The organism is Kitasatospora sp. MAP5-34 (assembly GCF_029894335.1).
Classification (GTDB): domain Bacteria; phylum Actinomycetota; class Actinomycetes; order Streptomycetales; family Streptomycetaceae; genus Kitasatospora.
In genome coordinates this window covers 318,268-343,146 of record NZ_JARXZC010000002.1, presented here as the reverse complement: position 1 = coordinate 343,146, position 24,879 = coordinate 318,268, and the positions used below count along the sequence as shown (strand labels likewise).

General features: G+C 72.0%; 24 protein-coding genes and 1 pseudogene. 16 read left to right on the top strand and 9 right to left on the bottom strand.

Annotated features, from left to right (window positions below; genetic code table 11):
* Positions 1-23 precede the first annotated feature (23 nt).
* The gene (locus tag P3T29_RS03495; RefSeq protein ID WP_280714727.1) at positions 24-1,409 is read left to right on the top strand and encodes an aminotransferase class V-fold PLP-dependent enzyme; all 1,386 of its coding nucleotides are present in this window, start codon (positions 24-26) and stop codon (positions 1,407-1,409) included.
* Between the two features lie 56 nt (positions 1,410-1,465).
* On the opposite strand, the gene P3T29_RS03490 is transcribed toward P3T29_RS03495, so the two are convergent.
* Positions 1,466-2,443 carry a carbohydrate kinase family protein gene (locus tag P3T29_RS03490; protein ID WP_280714726.1) on the bottom strand — a complete coding sequence of 326 codons (978 nt, stop codon included), beginning with the start codon at positions 2,441-2,443 and terminating at the stop codon, positions 1,466-1,468.
* 224 nt (positions 2,444-2,667) lie between these two features.
* On the opposite strand from P3T29_RS03490, the gene P3T29_RS03485 reads away from it, so the two are divergent.
* The gene (locus P3T29_RS03485) at positions 2,668-2,904 is read left to right on the top strand and encodes a hypothetical protein (protein WP_280714725.1); all 237 of its coding nucleotides are present in this window, start codon (positions 2,668-2,670) and stop codon (positions 2,902-2,904) included.
* A gap of 172 nt (positions 2,905-3,076) precedes the next feature.
* Positions 3,077-3,667, top strand: coding sequence for a hypothetical protein (locus tag P3T29_RS03480; RefSeq protein WP_280714724.1), 591 nt, complete (start codon positions 3,077-3,079; stop codon positions 3,665-3,667).
* Between the two features lie 100 nt (positions 3,668-3,767).
* On the opposite strand, the gene erpA is transcribed toward P3T29_RS03480, so the two are convergent.
* Positions 3,768-4,124, bottom strand: a complete 357-nt coding sequence (gene erpA, locus P3T29_RS03475; protein ID WP_280714723.1) for an iron-sulfur cluster insertion protein ErpA — start codon at positions 4,122-4,124, stop codon at positions 3,768-3,770.
* Positions 4,125-4,341: 217 nt separating this feature from the next.
* On the opposite strand from erpA, the gene P3T29_RS03470 reads away from it, so the two are divergent.
* Entirely contained in the window at positions 4,342-5,238 is an 897-nt protein-coding gene (locus P3T29_RS03470; RefSeq protein ID WP_280714722.1) for a GNAT family N-acetyltransferase, read from the top strand.
* 30 nt (positions 5,239-5,268) lie between these two features.
* On the opposite strand, the gene P3T29_RS03465 is transcribed toward P3T29_RS03470, so the two are convergent.
* The 3 genes from P3T29_RS03465 to P3T29_RS03455 all read right to left on the bottom strand — a co-directional run bounded on the left by P3T29_RS03465 (position 5,269) and on the right by P3T29_RS03455 (position 8,329).
* On the bottom strand, positions 5,269-6,636 hold the full coding sequence (locus tag P3T29_RS03465) for a pyridoxal-dependent decarboxylase (protein ID WP_280714721.1): 1,368 nt from the start codon (positions 6,634-6,636) through the stop codon (positions 5,269-5,271).
* A 176-nt stretch (positions 6,637-6,812) separates the two neighbouring features.
* Complete coding sequence (locus tag P3T29_RS03460) at positions 6,813-7,307, bottom strand: Lrp/AsnC family transcriptional regulator (protein ID WP_280714720.1); 495 nt, start codon at positions 7,305-7,307, stop codon at positions 6,813-6,815.
* A gap of 95 nt (positions 7,308-7,402) precedes the next feature.
* Entirely contained in the window at positions 7,403-8,329 is a 927-nt protein-coding gene (locus P3T29_RS03455; protein WP_280714719.1) for an NADP-dependent oxidoreductase, read from the bottom strand.
* Between the two features lie 190 nt (positions 8,330-8,519).
* Here P3T29_RS03455 and nadA point away from each other — a divergent pair, with 190 nt between their 5' ends.
* Entirely contained in the window at positions 8,520-9,701 is a 1,182-nt protein-coding gene (nadA, locus tag P3T29_RS03450; RefSeq protein ID WP_280714718.1) for a quinolinate synthase NadA, read from the top strand.
* A gap of 78 nt (positions 9,702-9,779) precedes the next feature.
* Here the strand turns inward: nadA and P3T29_RS03445 are convergent, their stop codons facing one another.
* Both P3T29_RS03445 and P3T29_RS03440 read right to left on the bottom strand, forming a co-directional pair.
* Entirely contained in the window at positions 9,780-10,073 is a 294-nt protein-coding gene (locus P3T29_RS03445) for a hypothetical protein (RefSeq protein WP_280714717.1), read from the bottom strand.
* 52 nt (positions 10,074-10,125) lie between these two features.
* Positions 10,126-10,884 (bottom strand): PspA/IM30 family protein, encoded by a 759-nt coding sequence (locus P3T29_RS03440; RefSeq protein WP_280714779.1) that lies wholly within the window; start codon positions 10,882-10,884, stop codon positions 10,126-10,128.
* A gap of 304 nt (positions 10,885-11,188) precedes the next feature.
* Between P3T29_RS03440 and P3T29_RS03435 the strand changes: the two genes are divergently transcribed.
* The gene (locus tag P3T29_RS03435; protein ID WP_280714716.1) at positions 11,189-11,785 is read left to right on the top strand and encodes a DUF3043 domain-containing protein; all 597 of its coding nucleotides are present in this window, start codon (positions 11,189-11,191) and stop codon (positions 11,783-11,785) included.
* Positions 11,786-11,904: 119 nt separating this feature from the next.
* Positions 11,905-12,681: a methyltransferase domain-containing protein gene (locus P3T29_RS03430; protein ID WP_280714778.1), complete on the top strand. Its 777-nt coding sequence runs from the start codon at positions 11,905-11,907 to the stop codon at positions 12,679-12,681.
* 110 nt (positions 12,682-12,791) lie between these two features.
* On the opposite strand, the gene P3T29_RS03425 is transcribed toward P3T29_RS03430, so the two are convergent.
* Positions 12,792-12,989 (bottom strand): hypothetical protein, encoded by a 198-nt coding sequence (locus P3T29_RS03425; RefSeq protein WP_280714715.1) that lies wholly within the window; start codon positions 12,987-12,989, stop codon positions 12,792-12,794.
* A 115-nt stretch (positions 12,990-13,104) separates the two neighbouring features.
* Here P3T29_RS03425 and cobU point away from each other — a divergent pair.
* The 7 genes and pseudogenes from cobU to P3T29_RS03390 all read left to right on the top strand — a co-directional run.
* A pseudogene (gene cobU, locus P3T29_RS03420) lies at positions 13,105-13,653 on the top strand (bifunctional adenosylcobinamide kinase/adenosylcobinamide-phosphate guanylyltransferase); the annotation flags it as partial.
* An 11-nt stretch (positions 13,654-13,664) separates the two neighbouring features.
* Positions 13,665-14,789 (top strand): nicotinate-nucleotide--dimethylbenzimidazole phosphoribosyltransferase, encoded by a 1,125-nt coding sequence (gene cobT / locus P3T29_RS03415; protein ID WP_280714714.1) that lies wholly within the window; start codon positions 13,665-13,667, stop codon positions 14,787-14,789.
* Positions 14,790-14,799: 10 nt separating this feature from the next.
* Complete coding sequence (locus P3T29_RS03410; protein ID WP_280714713.1) at positions 14,800-15,576, top strand: adenosylcobinamide-GDP ribazoletransferase; 777 nt, start codon at positions 14,800-14,802, stop codon at positions 15,574-15,576.
* 199 nt (positions 15,577-15,775) lie between these two features.
* Entirely contained in the window at positions 15,776-17,278 is a 1,503-nt protein-coding gene (locus P3T29_RS03405; RefSeq protein WP_280714712.1) for a leucyl aminopeptidase, read from the top strand.
* A gap of 445 nt (positions 17,279-17,723) precedes the next feature.
* Positions 17,724-19,112, top strand: a complete 1,389-nt coding sequence (lpdA, locus tag P3T29_RS03400; protein WP_280714711.1) for a dihydrolipoyl dehydrogenase — start codon at positions 17,724-17,726, stop codon at positions 19,110-19,112.
* A 60-nt stretch (positions 19,113-19,172) separates the two neighbouring features.
* On the top strand, positions 19,173-20,930 hold the full coding sequence (sucB, locus tag P3T29_RS03395) for a 2-oxoglutarate dehydrogenase, E2 component, dihydrolipoamide succinyltransferase (protein WP_280714710.1): 1,758 nt from the start codon (positions 19,173-19,175) through the stop codon (positions 20,928-20,930).
* Between the two features lie 230 nt (positions 20,931-21,160).
* Positions 21,161-21,676, top strand: a complete 516-nt coding sequence (locus P3T29_RS03390) for a DUF4240 domain-containing protein (RefSeq protein WP_280714777.1) — start codon at positions 21,161-21,163, stop codon at positions 21,674-21,676.
* A gap of 11 nt (positions 21,677-21,687) precedes the next feature.
* On the opposite strand, the gene P3T29_RS03385 is transcribed toward P3T29_RS03390, so the two are convergent.
* A complete protein-coding gene (locus P3T29_RS03385; protein WP_280714709.1) occupies positions 21,688-22,212 on the bottom strand; it encodes a GNAT family N-acetyltransferase in 525 nt (174 codons plus the stop codon).
* Positions 22,213-22,295: 83 nt separating this feature from the next.
* Here P3T29_RS03385 and P3T29_RS03380 point away from each other — a divergent pair, with 83 nt between their 5' ends.
* Positions 22,296-23,210 (top strand): TIGR01777 family oxidoreductase, encoded by a 915-nt coding sequence (locus tag P3T29_RS03380; protein ID WP_280714708.1) that lies wholly within the window; start codon positions 22,296-22,298, stop codon positions 23,208-23,210.
* A 284-nt stretch (positions 23,211-23,494) separates the two neighbouring features.
* A complete protein-coding gene (locus P3T29_RS03375) occupies positions 23,495-24,832 on the top strand; it encodes an NAD(P)/FAD-dependent oxidoreductase (RefSeq protein WP_280714707.1) in 1,338 nt (445 codons plus the stop codon).
* The last annotated feature ends 47 nt before the right edge of the window (positions 24,833-24,879 follow it).

The window sequence follows — 24,879 nt, the reverse complement described above, 5'->3', positions numbered from 1 at the left end:
AGACGGGGATTACGGTGTGGTGCGTGTCCTACTTCGACGTCGCCTCGACCGCTCCGCTGCATCCCGTCGCCCGGCAGGCGCTGACCGCCGCGCTGGACGAAGGGTGGGCCGACCCGGCCCGGCTCTACCGCTCCGGACGGCAGGCCCGGATGCTGCTCGACGCGGCCCGCGAGACGGTGGCCGAGGTGCTCGGCGCGCGGGCGGACGAGATCTCGTTCACCGCCAGCGGCACCCAGGCGGTGCAGTTGGGCATGCTCGGCGCACTCAAGGGCAACCGGCGCAGGGGAAACCACCTGGTCCACTCCGCAGTCGAGCACTCCAGCGTGCTGCACGTCGCCGAGCAGCACCTCGCCGGCGGCGGCGAGGTGAGCGCCGTCCCGGTCGACCGCCTCGGCCGGGCCGACCCGGCGCAGTACCCGCTCCGTGAGAACACCGCGCTGGCCGTACTCCAGACGGCCAATCACGAGGTCGGCACCCTCCAGCCGGTCGAGGAGGTCGCCGCCCGGTGCGCGGCGGCCGGTGTCCCACTGCTGGTGGACGCCGCGCAGAGCGCCGGCCGGCTGCCCGTCCCGGCCGGCTGGTCGCTGCTGGCCGCCTCCGCGCACAAGTGGGGCGGCCCGGCGGGCGTCGGCGTGCTCGCCGTCCGCAAGGGCGTCCGCTACGCCTCGCCGCTGCCCGCCGACGAACGCGAGCGCGGCCGGGTCCCCGGCTACGTCAACGTGCCCGCGATCGTCGCGGCGGCGGCCTCACTGCGGGCCGTCCACGCCGAGGCCGAACGGGAGAACGCCCGGCTGCACGCGCTGGTCGAACGCATCCGCACCCAGGTCGCGCAGTTGGTTCCCGAGGTGGAGGTGGTCGGCGACCCGGTCAACCGGCTGCCGCACCTCGTCACCTTCTCCTGCCTGTACGTGGACGGCGAAGTACTGCTCGGCGAACTCGACCGGGCCGGCTTCGCGGTCTCCTCCGGCTCCTCCTGCACCTCCAGCACCCTGACGCCCAGCCACGTGCTGGCCGCGATGGGCGTGCTGACCGAGGGCAACGTCCGGGTCTCGCTCCCGTACGGCGTCGACGAGGCCGACGTGGACCGCTTCCTCGCCATCCTGCCCGGCCTGGTGGCCGACGTACGAGCCCCGCTCGGGCTCGACCTCCCGACCGCCCCCGCCCGGACCGACAGCCTGGTCATCGACGCACTGGGCAAACTCTGCCCGCTCCCGGTGATCGAGCTGGCCAAACGGATCGGCGAGGTCGCCCCGGGCGGGACGGTCGCCGTCCTGGCCGACGACGAGGCGGCCCGGCTGGACATCCCGGCCTGGTGCGGCATGCGTTCGCAGGAGTACCTGGGCGAGGCCCCGGCCGCCGACTACGGCGCGGACCGGGGCTTCGCCTACCTGGTGAAACGGATTTCCTGACTGGTCACAGCAACCGGAGCAGGGGCCCGAGGCCCCGCCCCTGCTCCGGTCAGCCCTTACTTGACGAGCTTGGCGCGGACCTCCGCTGCCGCGGCCTCGCCGTAGGCGGTGGCGAAGCGGTCGAGGAACTGGCCGTGGCGCAGCTCGTACTCCTGGGTGCCGACGGTCTCGATGACCAGGGTCGCGAGCATGCAGCCGAGCTGGGCCGAGCGCTCCAGGCCGAAGCCCCAGGACAGGCCCGCCAGGAAGCCGGCCCGGAAGCCGTCGCCGACGCCGGTCGGGTCGGCCTTCCGCTCCTCCGCCGGGCAGCCGACGGTGATCGCGGGCTCGCCCGCGCGCTCGATCCGCACGCCCTTGGGGCCGAGGGTGGTGATCCGGGTGCCGACCCGGCCGAGGATCTCCTCGGCGCTCCAGCCGGTCTTGGTCTCGATCAGCGCGGCCTCGTACTCGTTCGTGAACAGGTACGCGGCGCCGTCCACGATCTCGCGGATGTCGTCGCCCTCCAGGCGGGCCAGCTGCTGCGAGGGGTCGGCGGCGAAGGCGTAGCCACGGGTGCGGCACTCCTGGGTGTGCCGGACCATCGCCTGCGGGTCGTCGGCGCCGATCAGGACGAGGTCCAGGCCGCCGACGCGGTCGGCGACGGGCTTCAGCTCGATGTTGCGGGCCTCGGCCATCGCGCCCGTGTAGAAGGAGGCGATCTGGTTGTGGTCCTGGTCCGTGGTGCACATGAAGCGGGCGGTGTGCCGGGTCTCGGAGATGTGCACCGAGTCGGTGTCCACGTTGTTGCGGCCGAGCCAGCTGCGGTACTCCTCGAAGTCCGCGCCGGCCGCGCCGATCAGGATCGGGCGCAGGCCGAGCACGCCCATGCCGAACGCGATGTTCGGGGCGACCCCGCCACGGCGGATGTCGAGGGTGTCGACCAGGAAGGAGAGCGACACCGTGTGGAGCTGCTCGGCGACCAGCTGGTCGGCGAAACGCCCGGGGAAGGTCGTCAGGTGGTCGGTGGCGATCGAGCCGGCGACGGCGATACGCACGGGGTTCTCCTCAGGTGGCCCTAGGGCGGCGGCAACGGACTGAACCCCCACACGGTACCGGGCCGAGCCCGGGTGGCACACCCGACCCTCGAAGGTGTACTACCCCGCAGTAGCTCTGTTCCGGCGCGATGCGGCGGCCTAGGGTCGCAGACAAAGGGCCGAGACGGGCCCCCGGCCAGGCTCGTGGCGTCGCCGCCACGGCCGAGTGATCGGAGCGATGACCGATGATGTCCAGTCACCCCGCCCTACGGCCCTCCGGCAGCCGGCCGACCTCCGGCTCCCGCAAGGGTGACGCCGACACCGACACCCTTGACTCGCTGGTCAGCACCTCGCGCCGGATGGGCCGGTTCTGGCCGTCCTCCGCCGCGCACCAGGAGCCGGCCGCAGCCACCCCGGTCGGGGTGTCGGTCCCGACCCGCACCCAGCGGCTGGTCGCCGGGATGCCCGAGTACGGAGGCTGAGCCAGGGGTCGGCCCGGGTGGCGGGGCCGCGTGGCCGCCCTTACCGGTCTGGCAGGTCGGCCGAAATGTCGGCGGGAAAGTGTCGGCGGGAACCAGAATCCTCCGAGCCACGTCACACCCGCACAGCGCCGCTGTGGAGGCGGAGGCTGAACCCCCGGGAGGATGTCTCAGCATGAACCAGAAGACCGCAGTGGTAACAGTCAGGACCACGCGCAGGCGTCGGGTGACGGCACTGGCGGGGCTGCTGCTTGCCGCCGGAGCGGTCAGCGCGTGCGGATCGGGCACCAGCACGACGGCGGCGAGCGCCTCGATGACCACCCCGCCCGCTGCCTCACCCAGTACCTCCGCCAGCCCCAGCCCGTCCGTGGGCCCCTCCCAGTCGGCCGGTGGCGGTGCGACCAGCGCCCCCACTCCCGGGCCGCCCGTCTCGCCCAGCAGCCCGGGGGTCGCGAGCGGTGAGCCCGCCCCCGTCAAGCTCCCGGCCATCGGCTACCAGAGCCAGGGCAACACGCTCACCGTCTACTTCTACGGCGGCACCTGCGACACGTACGGCCTGAAGGCGGACGAGTCCAAGGCCGGCCAGGTGGGCGTCCGCGTGGTGATCACCCAGACCGCGCCGATCGGCCGGGAGTGCCCCGCCCTGGTCAAGAGGAACGCGGTGAGTGCCCAGCTCAGCCACCCCCTGGCGGGCCGCAAGGTGGTCGACCTGGCGACCGGCCAGGACGTCCCGAACGACCCGGGCCCCATCGGCGGCCCCCAGTAGTCCGTTCCGGACGAACGAAGCCCGGACGCACGAAGCCCGGACAGACGAAGGCGGCCCCCGGGATCACCCGGGGGCCGCCTTCGATGCGTCAGGCTCAGCTCTAGTTGAAGCTGTCGCCGCAGGCGCAGGAGCCGGTGGCGTTCGGGTTGTCGATCGTGAAGCCCTGCTTCTCGATGGTGTCGACGAAGTCGACCGACGCGCCGCCGAGGTAAGGGGCGCTCATCCGGTCGGTGACGACCTTCACACCGTTGAAGTCCTTGACCACGTCGCCGTCGAGCGAGCGCTCGTCGAAGAACAGCTGGTAGCGCAGGCCCGAGCAACCGCCCGGCTGAACCGCCACGCGCAGCGCGAGGTCGTCACGGCCTTCCTGCTCGAGCAGGCCCTTCACCTTGGCCGCAGCGGCATCGGTAAGGAGCAGACCACTCTCGACGGTGGTCTTCTCGTCCTGGACGGTCATCTGCTACTCCCGGTCTTTGACGACGATCTGCCGCCAGTCCCAACCAGCGGCCGCCCGGATTAATTTCCGAGCGGTGATTCTGGTGTCTCCGCAATAAGAGGCGCCGTTCAGCGCCCACTCCCCCACACACCCATGCTCGCACACCCACGGCCGCTGGTCACCGCCCGATCGGCCAAACCACCCACGGGTGCGGGTCCGGGACAGCAGGATGGGAGGCATGCTCATTCGCCAACTCCAGGACACCGCAGCGGATGCGGAAACGGTCCGGGCCATCTCCCGGAACACGTTCCGCGATCCCGCCGCTGTCACCCCCGGAGCCCCCGAGACCCCTGAGCCCCCGGAGTCGCCGGACGCCGCCGCCCGCATCCAGCAGCTCGCCTGGATACGGCACCTGGTACGGACCGACCCGGAGGGCTGCTGGATCGCCGAGCAGAACGGCAGCGCGATCGGAGCGGCGCTCTCGATCCGGCGCGAGGGGGTCTGGATCCTGGCGTTCTTCGCCGTACTGCCGAGCGCCCAGGGCAAGGGCGTCGGACGGCTGCTGCTGGAACGGGCGGCGGAGCACGGCCGGGGCTGCCTCCGCGGTCTGATCTGCGCCTCGCCCTCCCCCGCGGCCGCCCGGCGCTACCGGCAGGCCGGTTTCACGCTGCACCCCACCATGCGGCTGACGGGCAAGGTGGACCGCGCCGGGCTGCTGGACCCGGGCGACATCCCCGTACACCCCGGCAGCGCCGTCCACACCCACCTGCTGGACTCGGTGGACCGGCGCACCCGGGGCTCCGCGCACGGCCCCGACCACGCCTTCATGCTCGCCCACTACGACGAGCTGCTGATCGCCGACACCCTGGCCGGCAGCGGCTACTGCTACCGCGACGGCGGCACCGTGAAGCTGCTCGCCGCCACCTCCAAGCGGATCGCGACCCGCCTGCTCCGGGAGGCGTTGGCCCGGGTGCCGGACGGTGAGGAGGCCGTGGTGGGCTTCCTCACCGCCGAGCAGGAGTGGGCCGTGGACGTCGGCCTGGAGGTCGGCCTCAGCCTGGAGACCCGGGGCTACCTCGCGGTACGCGGCATGCGGCCGCCCACGCCGTACATCCCCAGCGGGGGCTTTCTCTGACCAGGGCGGCCAGACCGACCCGCAGGCCGGTCAGGCCATCGTGGCGAGGATCTCGCGGACCATGTCCATCGTGGTGCCCGGGTGCAGGAAGGCGAAGCGGGCGACGGTCTCGCCCTCCCAGCCGGTCGGGGTGACGAAGCCGATCTGGTCGGCGAGCAGTTGCTGGGACCAGCGGTAGTAGTCGTCGTTGGTCCAGCCGGTGCGGCGGAAGCAGACGGCGGAGAGCTGCGGGTCCATCAGCAGTTCGAGGTGCTCGGTCTCCTCGATGAGCTGCGCGGTCTCGCGGGCCAGGGTCAGGCCCTCCTCGATCGCGTCCGTGTACGCCTGGGTGCCGTGCACCGCGATCGAGAACCAGAGCGGCAGGCCACGGGCCCGGCGGGTGAGGTGGTAGGCGTAGTCGGTGGGGTTCCACTCGTCGCCCTCGGTGTGCAGCACGTCCAGGTACGAGGCGTCCTGGGTGTGCACGGACCGGGCCAGCTGCGGGTTGCGGTAGAGCAGCGCGGCGCAGTCGAACGGCGCGAACAGCCACTTGTGCGGGTCCACCACGAACGAGTCGGCGTGCTCGATGCCGTTGTAGCGCTCCCGGACGGAGGGGGCGAAGAGCCCGGCGCCGCCGTACGCGCCGTCCACGTGGAACCACATGCCGCGCTCGCGGGTGACCTCCGACAGACCCTGCAGGTCGTCGATGATGCCCTCGTTGGTGGTGCCGGCGGTGCCGACCACCGCGATCACGGTCTCGGGGTTCGGGTCGGCGGCCAGCGCGGCGCGCAGCGCCTCGCCGGTGAAGCGGCGGTCGACGGTCGGGACCTTGAACGCTTCGACGCCGATGATGTTGAAGGTGTTCTTGACGGACGAGTGCACCTGGTCCGCGACAGCCACCCGCAGCCGCGCCTCCGGACCCACGCCGAGCTTGCGGCGGGCGGTGTCCCGGGCGACGACCAGGGCGGAGAGATTGCCGGCCGAACCGCCGGAGACGAAGGTGCCGCCGGCCGACTCGGGCAGGCCCGCACGGTCGGCGATCAGGCGCAGCACCTGATTCTCGGCGGCGATCGCACCGGCCGCCTCCAGCCAGGAGATGCCCTGCAGCGAGGCGCAGGAGACCACCATGTCGAAGAGCAGCGCGGCCTTGGTCGGGGCGCACGGTATGAAGGACAGGTAGCGCGGGCTGTCGGCGGAGATCACCGCGCGGGAGAGCTCGTGGTCGTAGAGCTTGAGCACGTCGGCGGGGTTGTTGCCGTGCTCGTTCAGCAACCCGGCCAGGTGGGTGCGCAGGTGCTCGCCGTCGCCGGGGTGGTCGAGCGGCACGGGATCGTACTGGAGCCGCTCACGCATGTAGTCGAATACCAGGTCGACCAGCTCCGCGTCGGGCCGGTGCATGCGGTTGGGGGCTGCAGACACGAGGGTGCCTCTCGCTGTGGGGTGGCAGGGGGAGGCCCGGGGGCTGCCGAGGGACGCCTGCCGGACATGATCAGCGTAGGCAGCGCAGGCCCCCGGGCGCGCGTCGGAACCCGGCCGGTCGGGCAGTTTTCGAGCGCGTTCGAGAGGTGTCGCGCAGGATTCCTGCGTGGCGGCTGTTACAGCTGGCCGATCAGCTGCGAGAGCACCACTGAGCTGCGGCTTCGCTGTACGCCGGGCTCCTTGCGGATCCGCTCGATCACGGCTTCCAGGTGCCGGGTGTCGGAGGCCCGCAGGTGCACCAGGGCGTCCGGATCGCCGGTCACCGTCCAGGCGGCGACCACCTCGGGGAACTGGCGCAGGCTGGCGAGGATCTCCTCGGGCGCGGTGCGCTCGCGGCAGTAGACCTCGACGAACGCCTCGGTCTGCCAGCCGAGCAGCGCGGGGTCGAGGACGACCGTGAAGCCGCGTACCACGCCTCGTGAGCGCAGCCGGTCGATTCGGCGGCGGACGGCGGTGGCGGAGAGGTTGGCGAGCAGGCCGATCTCGGCGTACGAGGCCCGGCCGTCCCGGCTCAGGTGGGCGAGCAGCAGCCGGTCCGTGTCGTCCAGGGAGGCCCCGCCCAGCTCTGGCTCTCGATCCGGCGCTCGGTCCGGCGCTCTACTCGTGCTCATGGGTGCGGGGCTCCACTGGTGACAGGTACGTGGGGGAAGGCTGGACGTTCTTGCAGAAACGTCACGCCGCTCCCCATTCTGGCGAAGATTCCCGGTCAGTCCACCAACAGGACGATCTTTCCCCTGGTCCGGCCCTCGGCGTTCAGCGCCTGGGCACTGGCGGCCTGGGAGAGCGGGAAGATCGAGGCGACCGGCACTGTGAGCTTTCCCTCGTCGGCGAGCCGGCCGAGTTCGGTCAGGTCGGCGGCGTCCGGACGTACGAAGAGGTACTGCCCGCCGAGGGCGACCACTCCGTAGTCCGCGATCGAGGCGATCCGGTGCGGGTCGGCGACCAGCCCGGCCGAGAGACCGACCACGCCGCCGCCGATCACGTCGAAGACCGCGTCCACCCCGGCGGGTGCGAGCGCCCGGACACGGTCGGCCAGCCCGTCGCCGTACGTCACCGGCTCGGCGCCGAGTTCGCGCAGGAAGGCGTGGTTGCGCTCGCTTGCGGTGCCGATCACCCGGGCACCGAGCGCCTTGGCGATCTGGACGGCCAGGCTGCCGACGCCACCGGCGGCGGCGTGGATCAGTACCGTCTCCCCCGGCTGCACCCGCAGCTTCTTGACCAGCCCCTGATAGGCCGACAGCCCGGCCAGTGGCAGCCCGCCCGCCGCCGCCCAGTCCAGCGACGCGGGCTTGAACGCGAGCGTCCGCACGGGGGCGGAGACCAACTCGGCGTACGTGCCGAACTCGACGGAGTCCTTGCGGACGTAACCGACCACCTCGTCACCGGGCTTGAACTCGGTGACGGCCCCGCCGACTGCCTGGACCACGCCGGCCACGTCCCAGCCCATGATCAGGGGGAAGTGGACGTCCAGGATGCCGTCCAGGTGCCCGTCGCGGATCTTCCAGTCGACCGGGTTCACCCCGGCCGCCTTGACCCGGACCAGCACCGAGTCCGGTCCGACCTTGGGATCGGGGAGCTCGAGGTACTCGACGACCTCGGGACCGCCGTACTGCAGAATCGCGATTGCCTTCATGGGCCCAGCCAACACGGGCGGGCCCGGGCCGCAGCGCGACACGCCTGGGAAGACTCCGTCCCGGTGAGCGGTTCTGATCACATCGACAGGGTGGACATCGTCAGAGTGACGCGAACGGGTTATGATAGATAGCGTCAGATAGACGAAAAGGCTGCTCGACTCGGCCGGCCGTACAGGAGGGCACCCGCCCGTGACCACCACCACCGAGACCTACGGGATCGACCCCACTCCGACCCCGCTGGCTCTGCTGCTGCTCGGCCGCGAGGCCGACCCGAACAGCGAGCGCGGCGTCGAGTGCCCGGGCGATCTGCCCGCGGCGTCCGACCCCGACCTCGTCGAGCGCGCCCGCGCCGCCAAGGCGAAGCTGGGTGACCGGGTCTTCATCCTGGGTCACCACTACCAACGTGACGAGGTCATCGAGTTCGCCGACGTGACCGGCGACTCGTTCAAGCTGGCCCGCGACGCCGCCGCCCGCCCGGAGGCCGAGTTCATCGTCTTCTGCGGCGTGCACTTCATGGCGGAGTCCGCCGACATCCTCACCAGCAGCGCCCAGCAGGTCATCCTGCCGGACCTCGCGGCCGGCTGCTCGATGGCCGACATGGCCACCGCCGAGCAGGTCGCCGAGTGCTGGGACGTGCTCGCCGACGCGGGCATAGCCGACGTCACCGTCCCGGTCTCGTACATGAACTCCTCGGCCGACATCAAGGCGTTCACCGGCAAGCACGGCGGCAGCATCTGCACCTCCTCCAACGCCCAGCGGGCGCTGGAGTGGGCGTACGAGCAGGGCCAGAAGGTGCTCTTCCTGCCGGACCAGCACCTCGGTCGCAACACCGCCGTCCGCGACCTGGGCTTCTCGCTGGACGACTGCGTGCTCTACAACCCGCACAAGCCGAACGGCGGGCTGACCACCGAGCAGCTGCGGAACGCGAAGATCATCCTCTGGCGCGGGCACTGCTCGGTGCACGGCCGCTTCTCGGTCGACTCCGTCAACGACGTCCGCGCCCGGATCCCCGGCGTCAACGTGCTGGTGCACCCCGAGTGCAAGCACGAGGTGGTCTCGGCCGCCGACCTGGTCGGCTCGACCGAGTACATCATCAAGGCGCTGGACGCCGCCGAGCCCGGCTCCAAGTGGGCCATCGGCACCGAGCTCAACCTCGTCCGCCGGCTCGCCAAGGCGCACCCGGACAAGGAGGTCGTCTTCCTGGACCGGGCGGTCTGCTTCTGCTCGACCATGAACCGGATCGACCTCCCGCACCTGGTCTGGACGCTGGAGTCGCTGGTCGAGGGCCGGGTCCCGAACGTCATCACCGTGGACGCCGAGACCGAGAAGTACGCGAAGGCCGCGCTGGACCGGATGTTGGCGCTGCCGTAGGGCTCCGCCGATTCCGAGAAGGTTGAAGGGCGGGCACCCGGTGGGTGCCCGCCCTTCTCACGTACTACTCGCTCTCGCCTACTCGGCGAAGCCGGGGATGATGCCCTCGCCCTCGGAGAGCAGCATCTCCTTGACCTGGTCGATGGTCGCCTCGGCGTCCGGCAGGATCAGGTCCGACGGTTCGAGGGAGTCGTCGGGCAACGGGGTGCCGAACTCCTTCACCGCATCCAGCAGCTTGCCGAGCGCGGCTCGGAACTGGGGTTCGTCCCCCGCCTCCAGCGCGGTGAGCAGCTCGTCGTCGAGCTGGTTGAGCCGGTTCAGGTGGTCGTCGCCCACCCGGTACTGCCCCTCACCCATGACCCGCATGATCATGCCGGTGTCTCTCCCTGCTCTCGGAAGCGCCGCTTACTGAGTTGTGTCACTACTACTTGTTGTAGTTGATCGTCGGGGGCTTGTCCTGCTTGCCCTGCTCGATCGCCGGCTGGGCCGCCGGGCTGCCGCCGGTGAGCTCGGCCTTCATCCGGGCCAGCTCGAGCTCCACGTCGGAGCCGCCCGCCACCCGCTCCAGCTCGGCCTCGATGTCGTCCTTGCGGCCGAGCCCGCTGTTGTCGTCGAGCGCACCCGAGGCGAGCAGCTCGTCGATCGCACCGGCCCGCGCCTGCATCTGGGCGGTCTTGTCCTCGGCCCGCTGGATCGCCAGGCCCACGTCGCCCATCTCCTCCGAGATCCCGGAGAAGGACTCCGCGATCCGGGTCTGCGCCTGGGCGGCGGTGTACGTGGCCTTGATGGTCTCCTTCTTGGTACGGAAGGCGTCCACCTTGGCCTGCAGCCGCTGGGAGGCGAGCGTGAGCTTCTCCTCCTCGGCCTGCAGCTGCTGGTACTGCGTCTCCAGGTCGGTGATCTGGGACTGCATGTTGGCCTTGCGGGTCAGAGCCTCTCGGGCCAGATCCTCACGACCCAGCGAGAGTGCCTTGCGGCCCTGGTCCTCGTACTTGGCGGACTGCTGCTGCAGCTGGGTCAGCTGGAGCTCCAACCGCTTGCGCGAGGTGGCCACGTCGGCGACGCCCCTACGAACCTTCTGCAGCAGTTCGAGCTGCTTCTGGTAGGAGTAGTCGAGCGTCTCTCGCGGGTCCTCCGCACGGTCCAGGGCCTTGTTCGCCTTGGAGCGGAAGATCAGCCCCATACGCTTCATGATTCCGTCGCTCATGGGCCTCGGGTGCCCCCTTCTCGGGCCTGCGGTTCGTCTCGTACTGACATGACTGAGTGTATGTGCAGCGAGAGGCTCGCCGCAGTGCACCTGCCTGCAACAAGACTGCTACATCCACCGCCGCCCCGACATCGTCCCAAGGGTGGATACCCGGACCGACCATGATCCGTCAGAGGGAGGTCACGCCCGTAGGGGACACGCCGGGCGGACGCTCCTATCGATACCGCTTCGGTTTGGACGGCACGACGGGAACCGCGCACCCACCACGTACGCTGGGGGTGTGTTCCGACGCCGCTCAGATGATGCCTCCTCCGCCACCGCGCTGGCCGAGCAGGACGATACGACCCAGTCCCGCGACCCGCAGGCCCCCAAGGGCCGGCCCACGCCCAAGCGCAGTGAGGCCGAGGCCAACCGCCGTACCAAGGTGGCTGTCCCCAAGGACCGCAAGGAAGCCGCCAAGCAGTCCCGCGAGCGCATCCGCGCCAAGCGGGAGCAGGAGCGCACCGCCCTGATCGCGGGTGACGAGCGCTACCTTCCGGCCCGTGACAAGGGCCCGGTGCGCAGGTTCGCCCGTGACTACGTGGACTCCCGCTGGTCGCTGGCCGAGTTCTTCCTGCCGTACGCCGTGGTGGTGCTGGTCCTCAGCATCGTCAAGGTGCCCGCGCTTCAGCTGCTCTCCACGCTGCTCTTCCTGCTCTTCCTCGTCCTGGTGGTGCTGGACTTCCTCCGGCTGGGCCTCGGCCTGCGCAAGGCGCTGGCCGCCAGGTTCCCCGGCCAGAACACCCGTGGTGTGGTCCCCTACGCGCTGATGCGCCTCCTGCAGATGCGGCGGCTGCGGCTGCCGAAGCCGCAGGTGAAGCGGGGCGAGCGACCCTGACGGCCGAGCCGGTTCCGCCGCAGCCGTACTGGACCGTTCCGTCCTGGGCCACCCAGAGCGCACCGGAGGTGACCGGTCCGTACGCGCTGCCCGGGCAGGGGGCCGGTACGCACGACCGGCTGCCGGCCCGTGGCGGCTCGTACCCGGCCGGGTCCTGGCTGGAACGGCAGGGCGGGCTGCGCAACCTCGTCCGCCAGGAGCTGGTGGCCCGGCAGCTCGCCGAGCAGCTCGACGGGCGGACCGGCCTGCGGGTGCTCGACGTCGGCTGCGGCCAGGCCACCCAGGCGATCCGGCTGGCCCGGGCCGGCCACCTGGTCACCGGGCTCGACCCCGACCCGGTGATGCTCGGCGCCGCGCAGGCCGCGCTGGCGGCCGAGCCGTCCGAGGTGCGGGAGCAGGTCCGGCTGCTCAGCGGGGACGGGCACCAGTGCGGGCGCTGGTTCGGGCCGCGCAGCTTCGATGTGGTGCTCTGCCACGGTGTGCTGATGTACCTGCCCGACCCGGACCCGATGCTCGCCTCGCTGGCCCGGATGCTGGCACCCGGCGGCCTGCTCTCGCTGCTGGTGCGCAACGCCGACGCGCTCGCCATGCGGCCGGGCCTGACGGGTGACTGGCGGGCCGCGCTGGACGCCTTCGACCACTCCCGCTACACCAACCACCTCGGCCTGCCCGCCCGCGCCGACCGGCTCGAGGACCTGGCGACGACGTTGAGCGAGGTCTCCGTCCCGCTGCGGCACTGGTACGGGGTGCGGGTCTTCACCGACAGCACGCCGGAGAGCGCCGCGCCGGTGGACGGGCGCCAGCTCGCGCAGCTGCTGGACGCCGAGGAGCGCGCCGGGCAGCAGGACCCGTACCGGCAGGTGGCGGCGCTGCTGCACGTGTTCGGCGCGAAGTAAGCGTCAGGGACAAGGGCGCGAGGGACTTGCGCGATGCGGGAGGGTGCGGGTCTGTTGCCTTCCGTTTCGCGCAGCTCCCCGCGCCCCTGGCTGTGGCTGGGCGGTTGCCTTCAGCTCTCGTGCAGGCTCATGGAGTAGATGACGTTACCGTCCTCCAGCAGGACGGCCCGGTCGACGCCGCCGTCCAGGAGTTCCTTCCAGTTCTCGCCGATCCACGACTCGGCGTCGCCCTGGCCCGGGTACTCCTCCTGGTCGGGCAGGGTGACCAGGGAGCCGTCCGCCGTCTCGTACCGCCACGTCCACACCATGCCTGGCTCCTCCCGATGACCTCGCTGTCGTGCGAAGGGTAGCGTGCCCACCCCTGGCCGCCCCATGCCTGACCGGGACTGCCGGTCGGGCAGGATGGGCGGCATGGCACTCCCCCGCACCCTGATCCTCGGCGGCGCCCGCAGTGGCAAGTCCACCCACGCCGAGCAGCTGCTCGCCGGTCATGCCGACGTGCTGTACGTGGCCACCAGCGGCTCCCGCGAGGGTGACCCGGAGTGGGCGCAGCGCGTCGAGCTGCACCGGGAGCGCCGTCCGGTGAGCTGGCGGACGGCGGAGACCTGCGAGCTGACGGCGGTGCTGGCCGACCCGGCGGACCGGGCGCCCGTACTGATCGACTGTCTGGCGCTCTGGCTTACCGCCGTGCTGGACGAGTGCGACGCCTGGGACGACGCCGTCTGGGCGGCGGGCGGCGAGCGGGCGGTCCAGCGGCGCTGCGACGAGCTGGCCGACGCCTGGCGGCTGACCGGTCGTCAGGTGATCGCGGTGAGCAACGAGGTGGGCATGGGCGTCGTCCCGGCGACCGCCGCCGGCCGGAGGTTCAGGGACACCCTCGGGCGGCTGAACATGGCGGTGGCAGACGCCTCGGAGCGTGTACTTCTCGTCGTTGCCGGGCAGGTGCTGACCATCAAACCCCCTGCCGTGTAGCCTTCCCAGCGATGGACACCACCATGGATCTCGATACCTTCTCCTCACTCGTGGAGCGCCCCGACGAGAGCGCTCGCCGGGCCGCCGAGGAGCGCTGGCAGCAGCTGGACAAGCCGCCCGCCGGCCTTGGGCGGTTGGAGGAGCTCGGCAGCTGGCTGGCCTCCGTCCAGGGCGCCTCGCCGGTACGGCCGCTGACCGCCGCCAAGGTGCTGCTGTTCGCCGGCGACCACGGGGTGGCCGCGCTCGGGGTCTCCCGTCCCGCTCCCGCCGGGCGCACCGCGCAGCGGGTGCACGCCGTGCTCGACGGCACGGCTCCCGTCGCCGTGCTGGCCCGGCGCTACGGCGCCGAGGTGCGCGTGGTGGACCTCGCGGTGGACGCCGACGCCGGGGAGTTCCCGGCCGAGGTGGTGCAGCACCGCGTGCGGCGGGGCTCGGGCCGGATCGACATCGAGGACGCGCTCAGCCCCCAGGAGGCCGTCCGCGCCTTCCGCGCGGGCATGGCGGTCGCCGACGAGGAGGCCGACGCCGGGACGGACCTGGTGCTGCTCGGCGACCTGGGGGCCGGCTCGACCACCGTCGCCGCCGTACTGGTCGGCGCGCTCTGCGGCACCGACGCGGCGGCCGTCACCGGGCGCGGCTCGGGGATCGACGACCACGTGTGGATGGTCAAGTGCTCGACCGTCCGGGACGCGCTGCGCCGGGCCCGCCCGGTCCTCGGCGACCAGCTCGCGCTGCTCGCGACGGTCGGCGGCGCGGACTTCGCCGCGATCACCGGCTTTCTGCTGCAGGCCGCCGCGCGCAAGCTGCCGGTGGTGCTGGACGGCACGGTCTCCGCGGCCTGCGCCCTGGTCGCGCAGCGGATCGCCTTCCGGGCACCGGAGTGGTGGCGGGCCGGTCAGTCGAGCGGCGAGCCGGCCCAGGCGAAGGCGTACGACCGGCTGACGCTGACCCCGCTGCAGAGCCTGGACGTCTCGATGGGCGAGGGCGTGGGTGCGCTGCTGGCGCTGCCGCTGCTGCAGGCCGCCTCGGACACGCTCGCCGACCCCGCCGACACCCTGCTGGTGACCACGGCCACCCGCGCGCCGCAGGAGCCCCCGCGCCTGCCCAGCGCGGCGGAGCTGCTGGGCAGGCTCTGAGAACTTGGCTGTGAACCAGCCCGTGCGTGAGCCCGGGCCCGGGCTCACGCACGGGCTGCGCTTCGCGTTCGGCACGCTGTCCGTGTTGCGGGTGCGGGTGGAGCGGTGGGACCGCCCGACGGCGGGGCGGGCGATGCTCTGCGCGCCGCTGGTCGGGCTGGTGCTGGGCGGGCTCGCCGCCGGCGCCGGTGCGCTGGCCGCCTGGCGCGGCGGCGGACTGCTCGGAGCCGTCACGGCGGTGTCCGTACTGGCCGCGCTCACCCGTGGGCTGCACCTGGACGGGCTGGCGGACGTCGCGGACGGCCTGGGCAGCGGGAAGCCCGCCGAGGACGCGCTGCGGATCATGAAGCAGTCGGACATCGGCCCGTTCGGGGTGCTGACCCTGGTGCTGGTGCTGCTGGCACAGACCGCCGCACTCGCCGGTCAGTTCGAGGTCTCGGTGTGGCGCGGCACGCTCGCGGCGCTGACCGCCGCCGTGACGGCCCGCTGCGCGCTGGCCTGGGGCTGCCTGCGCTCCGTCCCCGCCGCCCGGCCCGGCGGGCTGGGGGCGATGGTGGCGGGCACCGTGTCCCCGATCGGGGCGCTGTCGGTGACGGCGGTGCCGGTGCTCGTTCTTGTCGGTACGTCAGATCCGCTCCTGCCGACCGCCGTTGTGGTCGGCGTCGGCTGCGCCTGGCTGCTGCTCCGCCGCTGCGTACGGCGGTTCGACGGCATCACCGGCGACGTCCTGGGCGCGATGGCCGAGACGGCGGCGACAGCGGCACTGGTCGTGCTCGCGGTCGGCTGACCGGACGGTGGGGGCGTCCGCCGGGGCTCCGGCCGACGCCGAGGCGCCCAGGCACTACGGCGTGATCCCACCATGCGGACTAACATGCGGTGAGCACCGTAGCCCTGCGACCCGTTCCGGCGGATCACGCCGGGGTTACGCCGATACGGCACCGTCGCCGTAACCGGCCGTGGACCGCGAAAGAACAGGACGCATTTACGTGACTGCATTGTCTGTGAGCACCTCCTCCGCCGCCTCGCTGCGCGCGGACGCGCTCGTGATCGGCGTCGCCAAGGGTCCCAAGGGCCTGCTGCTGGCTCCCGGCTCCGAGGCCGTGGCCGAGGCGTTCGAGGGCAAGCTGGCCGAGGTCCTCAGCACCCTGGGCGCGACGGGCGCCGAGGGCGAGGCCGTCAAGCTGCCTGCCGCCCCCAGCCTGAAGGCCGCACTCGTCCTCGCGGTCGGCCTCGGTGAGGCCGCCGAGGCGGGCTACTCCGCCGAGACGGTCCGCCACGCGGCGGGCGTCGCCGCCCGTACCCTGGCCGGCCTCAAGAAGGCCGCGCTGGCCCTGCCGGCCGACTCGGCCGAGCTGATCGAGGCCGTCGCCCTCGGCGGCCTGCTCGGGTCGTACTCGTACACCACGTACAAGGGCGAGAACGGCAAGTCGCCGGTCGGCGAGCTCGTCGTGCTGACGGACCGCAAGGGCAGCAAGGACGCCAAGGCCGCCGTCGAGCGCGCCACCGCGATGGGCGAGGAGATCAACCGCGCCCGCGACCTGGTCAACGCCGCCCCGAACGACCTCAACCCGAAGTCCTTCGCCGCGATCGCCCAGGCGGCCGGCAAGGAGCACGACCTCAAGGTCGAGGTGCTGGACGAGAAGGCGCTGACCAAGGGCGGCTTCGGCGGCATCCTGGGCGTCGGCACCGGTTCGGACAACCCGCCGCGCCTGGTCAAGGTGGCCTACACCCACCCGAAGGCCAAGCAGACCATCGCGCTCGTCGGCAAGGGCATCACCTACGACTCGGGCGGCATCTCGCTGAAGCCGGCCGGCCACAACGAGACCATGAAGTGCGACATGGCCGGTGCTGCCGCCGTGTTCGCCGCCGTGGTCGCCGTGAAGCGTCTCGGCCTGGCCGTCAACGTCACCGGCTGGCTGGCGCTGGCGGAGAACATGCCGTCCGGTACGGCCACCCGCCCGGGTGACGTCCTGCGGATGTACGGCGGCAAGACCGTCGAGGTGCTGAACACCGACGCCGAGGGCCGGCTGGTGCTGGCCGACGCGATCGTCCGGGCCGGCGAGGAGAACCCGGACGTCATCATCGACGTCGCCACCCTGACCGGCGCCATGGTGATGGCCCTGGGCAACCGCACCTTCGGTGTGATGTCCAACAACGACGAGCTGCGCACCCGCCTGCACACCACCGCCGTCTCGGTGGGCGAGCCGGCCTGGCCGATGCCGCTCCCGGCCGACCTGCGCAAGGGCATGACCGACTCGACCATCGCCGACCTCGCCAACATGGGCGACCGGATGGGCGGCGGCCTGGTGGCCGGTCTGTTCCTGAAGGAGTTCGTCGCCGAGGGCACCGACTGGGCGCACCTGGACATCGCGGGCCCGGCCTTCCACGAGGGCGCGCCGTTCGGCTACACCCCCAAGGGCGGCACCGGCAGCGCGATCCGCACCCTGGTCCGCTTCGCCGAGGAGACCGCGACGGGCGGCAAGGCCTGAGAACGGCTGACCCGGCCACCGTCCGGGCCTGACAGCGGCTGACGTGAGGAGGCCCGGTGCATCGCGCACCGGGCCTCCTTCCGCATTACCACTCAGTAATGCGACATTACCGGTCGGTAATATGACGGATGCTGAGATGTAAATCTGTTCGCCCGGGGCGAAACTTTGTTCCGCACGGTGGAAATCTACCCGGTCATGATCAGTACCGCCGCCCCCGGCCTCCGTCGGCGCGCGCCCGTGAGCTGCGGGTATACCCTTTCGCACAGGGCAAACAGCCCCTGGTGCCCACCCCCGGGCACCCCGCCGGGGCAGCCCGGGACATCGGGCGCCGCGAACAAGTGCGAAGATGTATTTCCGGCATGACTGGGCGCCTTACAAGGCTGCCCGACCCCACCGGACCGCGACCGGCCCGGCGATCCGCACCCCTTTGCATGGAGGACGTGACGTGGCGAACGACGCCAGCACCGTTTTCGACGTAGTCATTCTCGGAGGCGGAAGCGGCGGTTACGCCGCGGCGCTCCGCGCCGCTCAGCTGGGTCTGAGTGTGGCCCTGATCGAGAAGGGCGAACTGGGCGGTACCTGCCTGCACCGTGGTTGCATTCCGACCAAGGCCCTGCTGCACGCCGCCGAGGTTGCCGACGAGACCCGCGAGGCCGCCGAGTTCGGCGTCCTGGCGACCTTCCAGGGCATCGACATCAAGGGCGTCCACAAGTACAAGGACGACGTCGTCTCGGGCCTGTACAAGGGCCTGCAGGGCCTGGTGGCCTCCCGCAAGGTCCACTACATCACCGGCGAGGGCAAGCTCTCCTCGCAGACCTCGGTGGACGTGAACGGCCAGCGCATCGAGGGCCGCCACATCGTCCTGGCGACCGGCTCCGTGCCGAAGTCCCTGCCGGGTCTGACCATCGACGGCGACCGGGTGATCTCCTCGGACCACGCCCTCAAGCTCGACCGCATCCCGAAGTCGGCCGTCATCCTCGGCGGCGGCGTGATCGGTGTCGAGTTCGCGTCCGTCTGGAAGTCCTTCGGCGTCGATGTCACCATCGTCGAGGCCCTGCCGCACCTGGCCCCGCTGGAGGACGAGAACTCCTCCAAGCTGCTGGAGCGCGCCTTCCGCAAGCGCGGTATCAAGTTCGAGCTCAAGGCCCGCTTCTCCGGCGTCGAGTACACCGAGAACGGTGTGCGCGTCTCCACCGAGAACGGCAAGCAGATCGACGCCGACCTGCTGCTCGTCGCCATCGGCCGCGGCCCGGTCTCGGCCGGTCTCGGCTACGAGGAGAACGGCGTCGCGATGGACCGCGGCTACGTCCTCGTCGACGAGTACATGCGCACCAACGTGCCCACCATCTCGGCCGTCGGCGACCTCGTCCCGACCCTGCAGCTGGCGCACGTCGGCTTCGCCGAGGGCATCCTGGTCGCCGAGCGCCTGGCCGGCCTCAAGGCCGTGCCGATCGACTACGACGGCGTGCCGCGCGTGACGTACTGCAACCCCGAGGTCGCGTCGGTGGGCATCACCGAGGCCAAGGCCGTGGAGCTGTACGGCAAGGACAAGGTCGTCACCCTCAAGTACAACCTCGCGGGCAACGGCAAGAGCAAGATCCTCAAGACCGCCGGCGAGATCAAGCTCGTCCAGGTCAAGGACGGCGCCGTCGTCGGTGTCCACATGGTCGGCGCCCGCATGGGCGAGCAGGTCGGCGAAGCCCAGCTCATCTACAACTGGGAGGCGCTGCCCAGCGAGGTCGCGCAGCTCATCCACGCCCACCCCTCGCAGTCCGAGGCCCTGGGCGAGGCGCACCTGGCGCTGGCCGGCAAGCCGCTGCACGCGCACGACTGACCGTGCCGCTCACCTTCCCCCATTCCCGTACGCAAGACTTGAATAGGAGTCGCTGAAACCATGGCGGTCTCAGTAACACTGCCCGCACTGGGCGAGAGCGTTTCCGAGGGCACGGTCACCCGCTGGCTCAAGGCCGAGGGCGAGCGCGTGGAGATCGACGAGCCGCTGCTCGAGGTCTCGACCGACAAGGTCGACACCGAGATCCCCTCGCCGGTCTCCGGCATCCTGGCCTCCATCAAGGTCGCCGAGGACGAGACGGTCGAGGTCGGCACCGAGCTGGCCGTCATCGACGACGGCTCGGGCGCTCCGGTCGCCGCTGCCGCGCCGGTGGCCGCTCCGGCCGCTGTCGAGGCTCCGGCCGCGCCGGCGCCCGTGGCCGCGCCGGTCGCCGCCGCTCCGGCTCCGGTTGCCGAGGCCCCGGCCGCTGCTCCGGCTGCCGCTGCCGGCACCCCGGTCCTGCTGCCCGCACTGGGCGAGTCGGTCACCGAGGGCACCATCACCCGCTGGCTCAAGGCCGAAGGTGACACCGTCGAGGTCGACGAGCCGCTGCTCGAGGTCTCCACGGACAAGGTCGACACCGAGATCCCGTCGCCGGTCGCCGGTGTCCTGGTGAAGATCCTGGTCGCCGAGGACGAGGCCGCCGAGGTCGGCGCCCAGCTGGCGCTGATCGGCGTGGCGGGCGCGGTCGCCGCTGCCCCGGCCCCGGTTGCCGCTCCGGCTGCTGCTCCGGCTCCGGTCGCTGCTCCGGTTGCTCCGGTTGCTCCGGTCGTCGAGGCTCCGGCTCCCGTCGCCGCCCCCGCCCCGGTCGCTGCTCCGGTTGCCGCCCCGGCCCCCGTGGCCGCTCCGGCTCCGGTCGCCGCTGCTCCGGTCGCTGCCCCGGTCGCCGACAGCTCCGACGCGTACGTGACCCCGCTGGTCCGCAAGCTCGCGGCCGAGCAGGGCGTCGCGCTCTCCGCCGTCACCGGCACCGGTGTCGGCGGGCGCATCCGCAAGCAGGACGTGATCGCCGCCGCCGAGGCTGCCAAGGTCGTCCCGGCTGCCGCCGTTCCGGCCGCCGCCGCGAAGGCCCCGGCGACCATCGCCGAGGTCTCGCCGCTGCGTGGCACCACGGTGAAGATGTCCCGCCTGCGCACGGTGATCGCCAAGCGCATGGTGGAGTCCCTCCAGGTCTCCGCCCAGCTGACCACCGTGGTCGAGGTGGACATCACCAACATCATGCGGCTGCGCAACAAGGCGAAGGCCGGCTTCCAGGCCCGCGAGGGCGTCAAGCTCTCGCCGATGCCGTTCTTCGTCAAGGCCGCCATCGAGGCCCTCAAGGCCCACCCGGTGGTGAACTCGCAGATCAACGACGCCGAGGGCACCGTCACCTACCACGGTGCCGAGCACGTCGGCATCGCGGTGGACACCGAGCGCGGCCTGCTCGTCCCGGTCATCCACGACGCGGGCGACCTGAACATCGCCGGCATCGCCAAGAAGACCGCCGACCTGGCCGCTCGCACCCGCGACAACAAGGTCACCCCGGACGAGCTGGGTGGTGGCACCTTCACCATCACCAACACCGGCTCGCGCGGCGCCCTGTTCGACACCCCGATCATCAACCAGCCGCAGGTGGCCATCCTGGGCATCGGCGCCGCCGTCAAGCGCCCGGTGGTCATCAACCACCCGGACCTGGGCGAGACGATCGCGGTCCGCGACATGGTCTACCTGGCCCTGTCCTACGACCACCGGATCGTGGACGGCGCCGACGCCGCCCGCTTCCTGGGCACCGTCAAGGCCCGCCTCGAAGAGGGCGCCTTCGAGGGTGACCTCGGTCTGTAAGGCAACTGGCACCTGATCAGCGATCCCCCGCTCCGGCTCTGCCGGGACGGGGGATCGCTTTCGTTCCGGCCTGTCAGACCTGAACCACTCCCATGCTCCGGAGCTACTACCGCGAGTATCAATCCGGGGCGCCCCGGCGGCCAACGCCACCCGGTCCAGCGAGCGCGCGCCACTCCCGGGCGCGCCTATCACGTGCGTCGGCCCGGTCGACCAGCGATGCTGTAGCAGTGATGTACGAGACGGACTTCTGGCAGCTCATCGACGAGAGCAGGGACGCCGCCGACGGCGATCCCGAGGAGCAGGCGGATGCGCTGGTGGAGCGGCTCGCCCAGCTGACTCCGGACGATGTCATCGACTTCGCCCGGCTGTTCGAGGCGCGGTTCCAGCGCGCGTACCGGACGGACCTGTGGGGGGCGGCTTACCTGCTGCTGGACGGGGCCTCGGAGGACGCGTTCGACTTCTTCCGGTGCTGGCTGATCGGGCAGGGGCGGGAGGTCTTCGAGGGCGGGCTGCACCACCCCGACGACCTGGCGGATCTGCTGTCCGACTTCGACGACGAGGAGGACGGCGACGCCGAGGATCTCGGCTACGCCGCCGACGAGGCGCACGAGCAGCTCACCGGTCTGCCGCTGCCGGATCTGGGAATCAAGCAGCCGCGCGCACCCGAGGGCGAGCCGATCGACTTCGAGAACGCCGCCGTGATGGCGGAACGGTTCCCCAAGTTGTGGGAGCGGTACGGGGACTGAGGAGGCGTGGGTCAGTCGTTCAGGCGGCGGCTCATCCAGACGTCGTCCACGTACGCGCCGTTGATCCGGAACTCCTCCGGCGAGACGCCGTCCACCTGGAAGCCGCAGCGGCCGTAGAGCCGCCGGGCGGGGGCGTTGTGGGCGAGGACGCGCAGGGTCATCCGGCGGATGCCAGCCGCGCGGGCGCTCTCGCAGGCCGCCTCGACCAGGGCGCGGCCGATGCCCTGGCCGCGGGCCTCCGGAGAGACGGCGAGGCCGCGGATCTGGCGGACGTGGCTGTTGCTGGCGAGCGGGGTCGGCGGGGCCTGGCGGATGAAGCCGAGGATCCGGCCGTCCTGCGAGCCCGCAGCCTCCAGGTCCGCGGCCTCCGCGACCAGGAACTGCTCCGGCGGAAGGTGCACGTCGAAGACCTTGGCGTCCTCGGGGGGCTGCGGTATGACGTCGCTCAACCATGACCAGGCGGCCCGGTCGAGCAGCGCGAGGGCCCGCTCGTCCGTCGCCCGTGCGGTACGTATCGTCACAGTCTCGGCTCGCATGCCCGCCATGCTAACGACCCGTCGCCTGCGCCACCATGCGCATTCTCCGTAGCCCGGCGAGGTGGACCTGCGAGGATGGCCGCATGCGTATCGCGGTGACAGGTTCCACGGGTCTGATCGGCTCCGCCCTCGTCCGTTCGCTGCTGGCGGACCCGGCGGAGCGACACGAGGTGGTGCGGCTGGTCCGCCACCGGAGCAGGACGGGCAGGCAGCCGGACGGCACGGTCGGGGTCGGTTGGAACCCGCAGCTGTTGCAGGTGGACCGGCACGGCCTGGACGGCGTGGAGGCCGTCGTACACCTGGCCGGTGCCGGGGTCGGGAACCGGCGGTGGACGGACGCCTACAAGCGGGAGATCCGGGACAGCCGGGTGCTGGGTACCGAGACGATCGCCGCCGCGCTGGCCGAGGCGAAGGAGCCGCCCCGGGTGTTGGTGAGCGGCTCGGCGGTCGGCTACTACGGGCAGACGGCGGCCCGGGTGATCGACGAGAAGGCGCCCGCCGGGGACGATTTCCTGGCTCGGGTGTGCGTCGAGTGGGAGGGCGCGACCCGGCCCGCCGCCGACGCCGGGATCCGGGTCGCGTACGCCCGGACCGGGCTGGTGCTGGCCGCCTCGGGCGGGGCGGGGGCCCGGCTGTTCCCGCTGTTCAAGCTGGGGCTGGGCGGCCGGCTGGGGTCGGGCTACCAGTTCTGGAGCGTGATCTCGCTGGCGGACGAGGTCGCGGCGCTGCGCTTCCTGATCGACACCCCCGAACTCAGCGGCCCGTTCAACCTCACCGGCCCCGAACCGGTGACCAACCGGGAGCTGACCGAGGCGATGGGCCGGGTGCTCGGCCGTCCGACTCCGTTCCCCGTACCGGAGTTCGCACTCAAGGCGGCGCTCGGCGAGATGGCGGTGGAGGTGGCCGGCAGCCACCGGGTGGTGCCGCAGCGGCTGTTGGACGCCGGGTTCGTCTTCCAGCACCCGGACGTCGACTCGGCGGTCCGGGCTGCTCTCTGAGCGGGGGCTGCGGTGGGGCGCGGGGGGCGCACAGTTGCATACGCACGGCGCGTTGCACGCCCCCGGTGACCGTACGCGCCCGCTTGGGCGCTCCTTCGGCACCTCGTGAGCACAGTCCGTGACCGCGCTCCCGTCCCGTACCACCACGCCCCTCCCATCCCGGCGATTCGACCGAACACCGCTGCCTGATCGCGGCTTTGACTGGGCATCACTTGGGCGGACCGTGTCCCGGCGCCCTGCGACCCGCCTCGGTCGCACCCCGGGACCAGGGAGGGAGCACGCCCGTGCCCGCATATGACTTCACCCGCCGCACCCGCCGTCAGTCCGACCCGGACGTCGTCGTGGTGGGCGCCGGACTCGCGGGCCTGGCCGCCGCCCGCGCGCTGACCGGCCGCGGCCTCACCGTCCAGGTCCTGGAAGCGACAGAGCGTATCGGCGGCCGGATGGCCACCCGTGAGCTCGACGGCTTCCGGCTGGACAACGGCAGCCAGCTGCTGAACACCGACTTCCCCGAGCCCGCCCGCCGGCTCGACCTGGACCGCCTGGAGTTGCGCCCGCTCGCCCCCGGCGTCCTGGTGTACAGCGCGGGCCGCCGCTACCGGGTCGGCGATCCGCAGCAGACCCCCGCCCGGCAGGCCGCCGCGCGGGGCCCGCTGGGCAGCCCGCTCGACAAGGCCAGGCTCGGTACCGCGCTCGGCCGCCTCGCCGCGACGCCCGTCCAGCGGCTGCTGGCCAGGCCCGAGACCAGCGCCGCCCAGGCCCTGGCCGAACGCGGCCTGGCCCCAAGGACCTTGGACGGGCTGCTGCGCCCGCTGCTCGGCGCGCTGCTCAGCGACCCCGCGCTCGGCACCAGCAGCCGGGTGGCCGACCTGGTGCTGCGCTCGTACGCGCGGGGCCGGCTCTGCCTGCCCGCCGCCGGGATCGCGGCCGTGCCCGCCCAGCTCGCCGAAGGGCTGCCGCCGGGGACGGTCCGGCTCGGCGTACAGGTCACGTCGATCGCCGCCGACGGGGTCGACACGGCCGCGCACGGCCGGATCGCCGCCCGGGCCGTGGTGATCGCCACCGACGCCCGGTCGGCGGCCGTCCTGCTGCCGGGCCTGCGGCTGCCGGACTTCCACCCGGTGACGACGTACTTCCACGCGGCCGACCGGTCACCGCTGGGCGAGCCCGTCCTGCTGCTCGACGCCGACCGGCCGGGCGGCCCGGGGGGCCAGTCGGCCGTCTCGCACTCGCTGGTACTGAGCGAGGTGGACCCGTCGTACGCCCCGCCCGGGCGCGCGCTGATCGCCACCACCGTGCTCGGCCGGCGGACCTTCGACGGCGGCGGACCGGCCGGGCACGAGCCGGTGGTGCGGAAGCGGCTGGCGGAGCTGTACGGGACTGCGACCTCGGGCTGGGAGTTCCTGAGTGTGCGTCACATACCGGATGCCGTACCGGTGATGCCCGCGCCGCACAACTTCCGGCGGCCGGTACGGGTGCTGGCCGGGCTGTACGTCTGCGGCGACCACCGGGACACCAGCACCGCGCAGGGCGCACTGGTCTCCGGACGGCGCGCGGCGGACGCCGTGCTGCGGGATCTGCGCGTCGCGGTGCCGGAGCAGGCGGCCGAGGAGGCCGCCTGACGGCGCGCTGATGAGGGGCCGGGCGGCGGCCCGGCCCCTCATCAGTT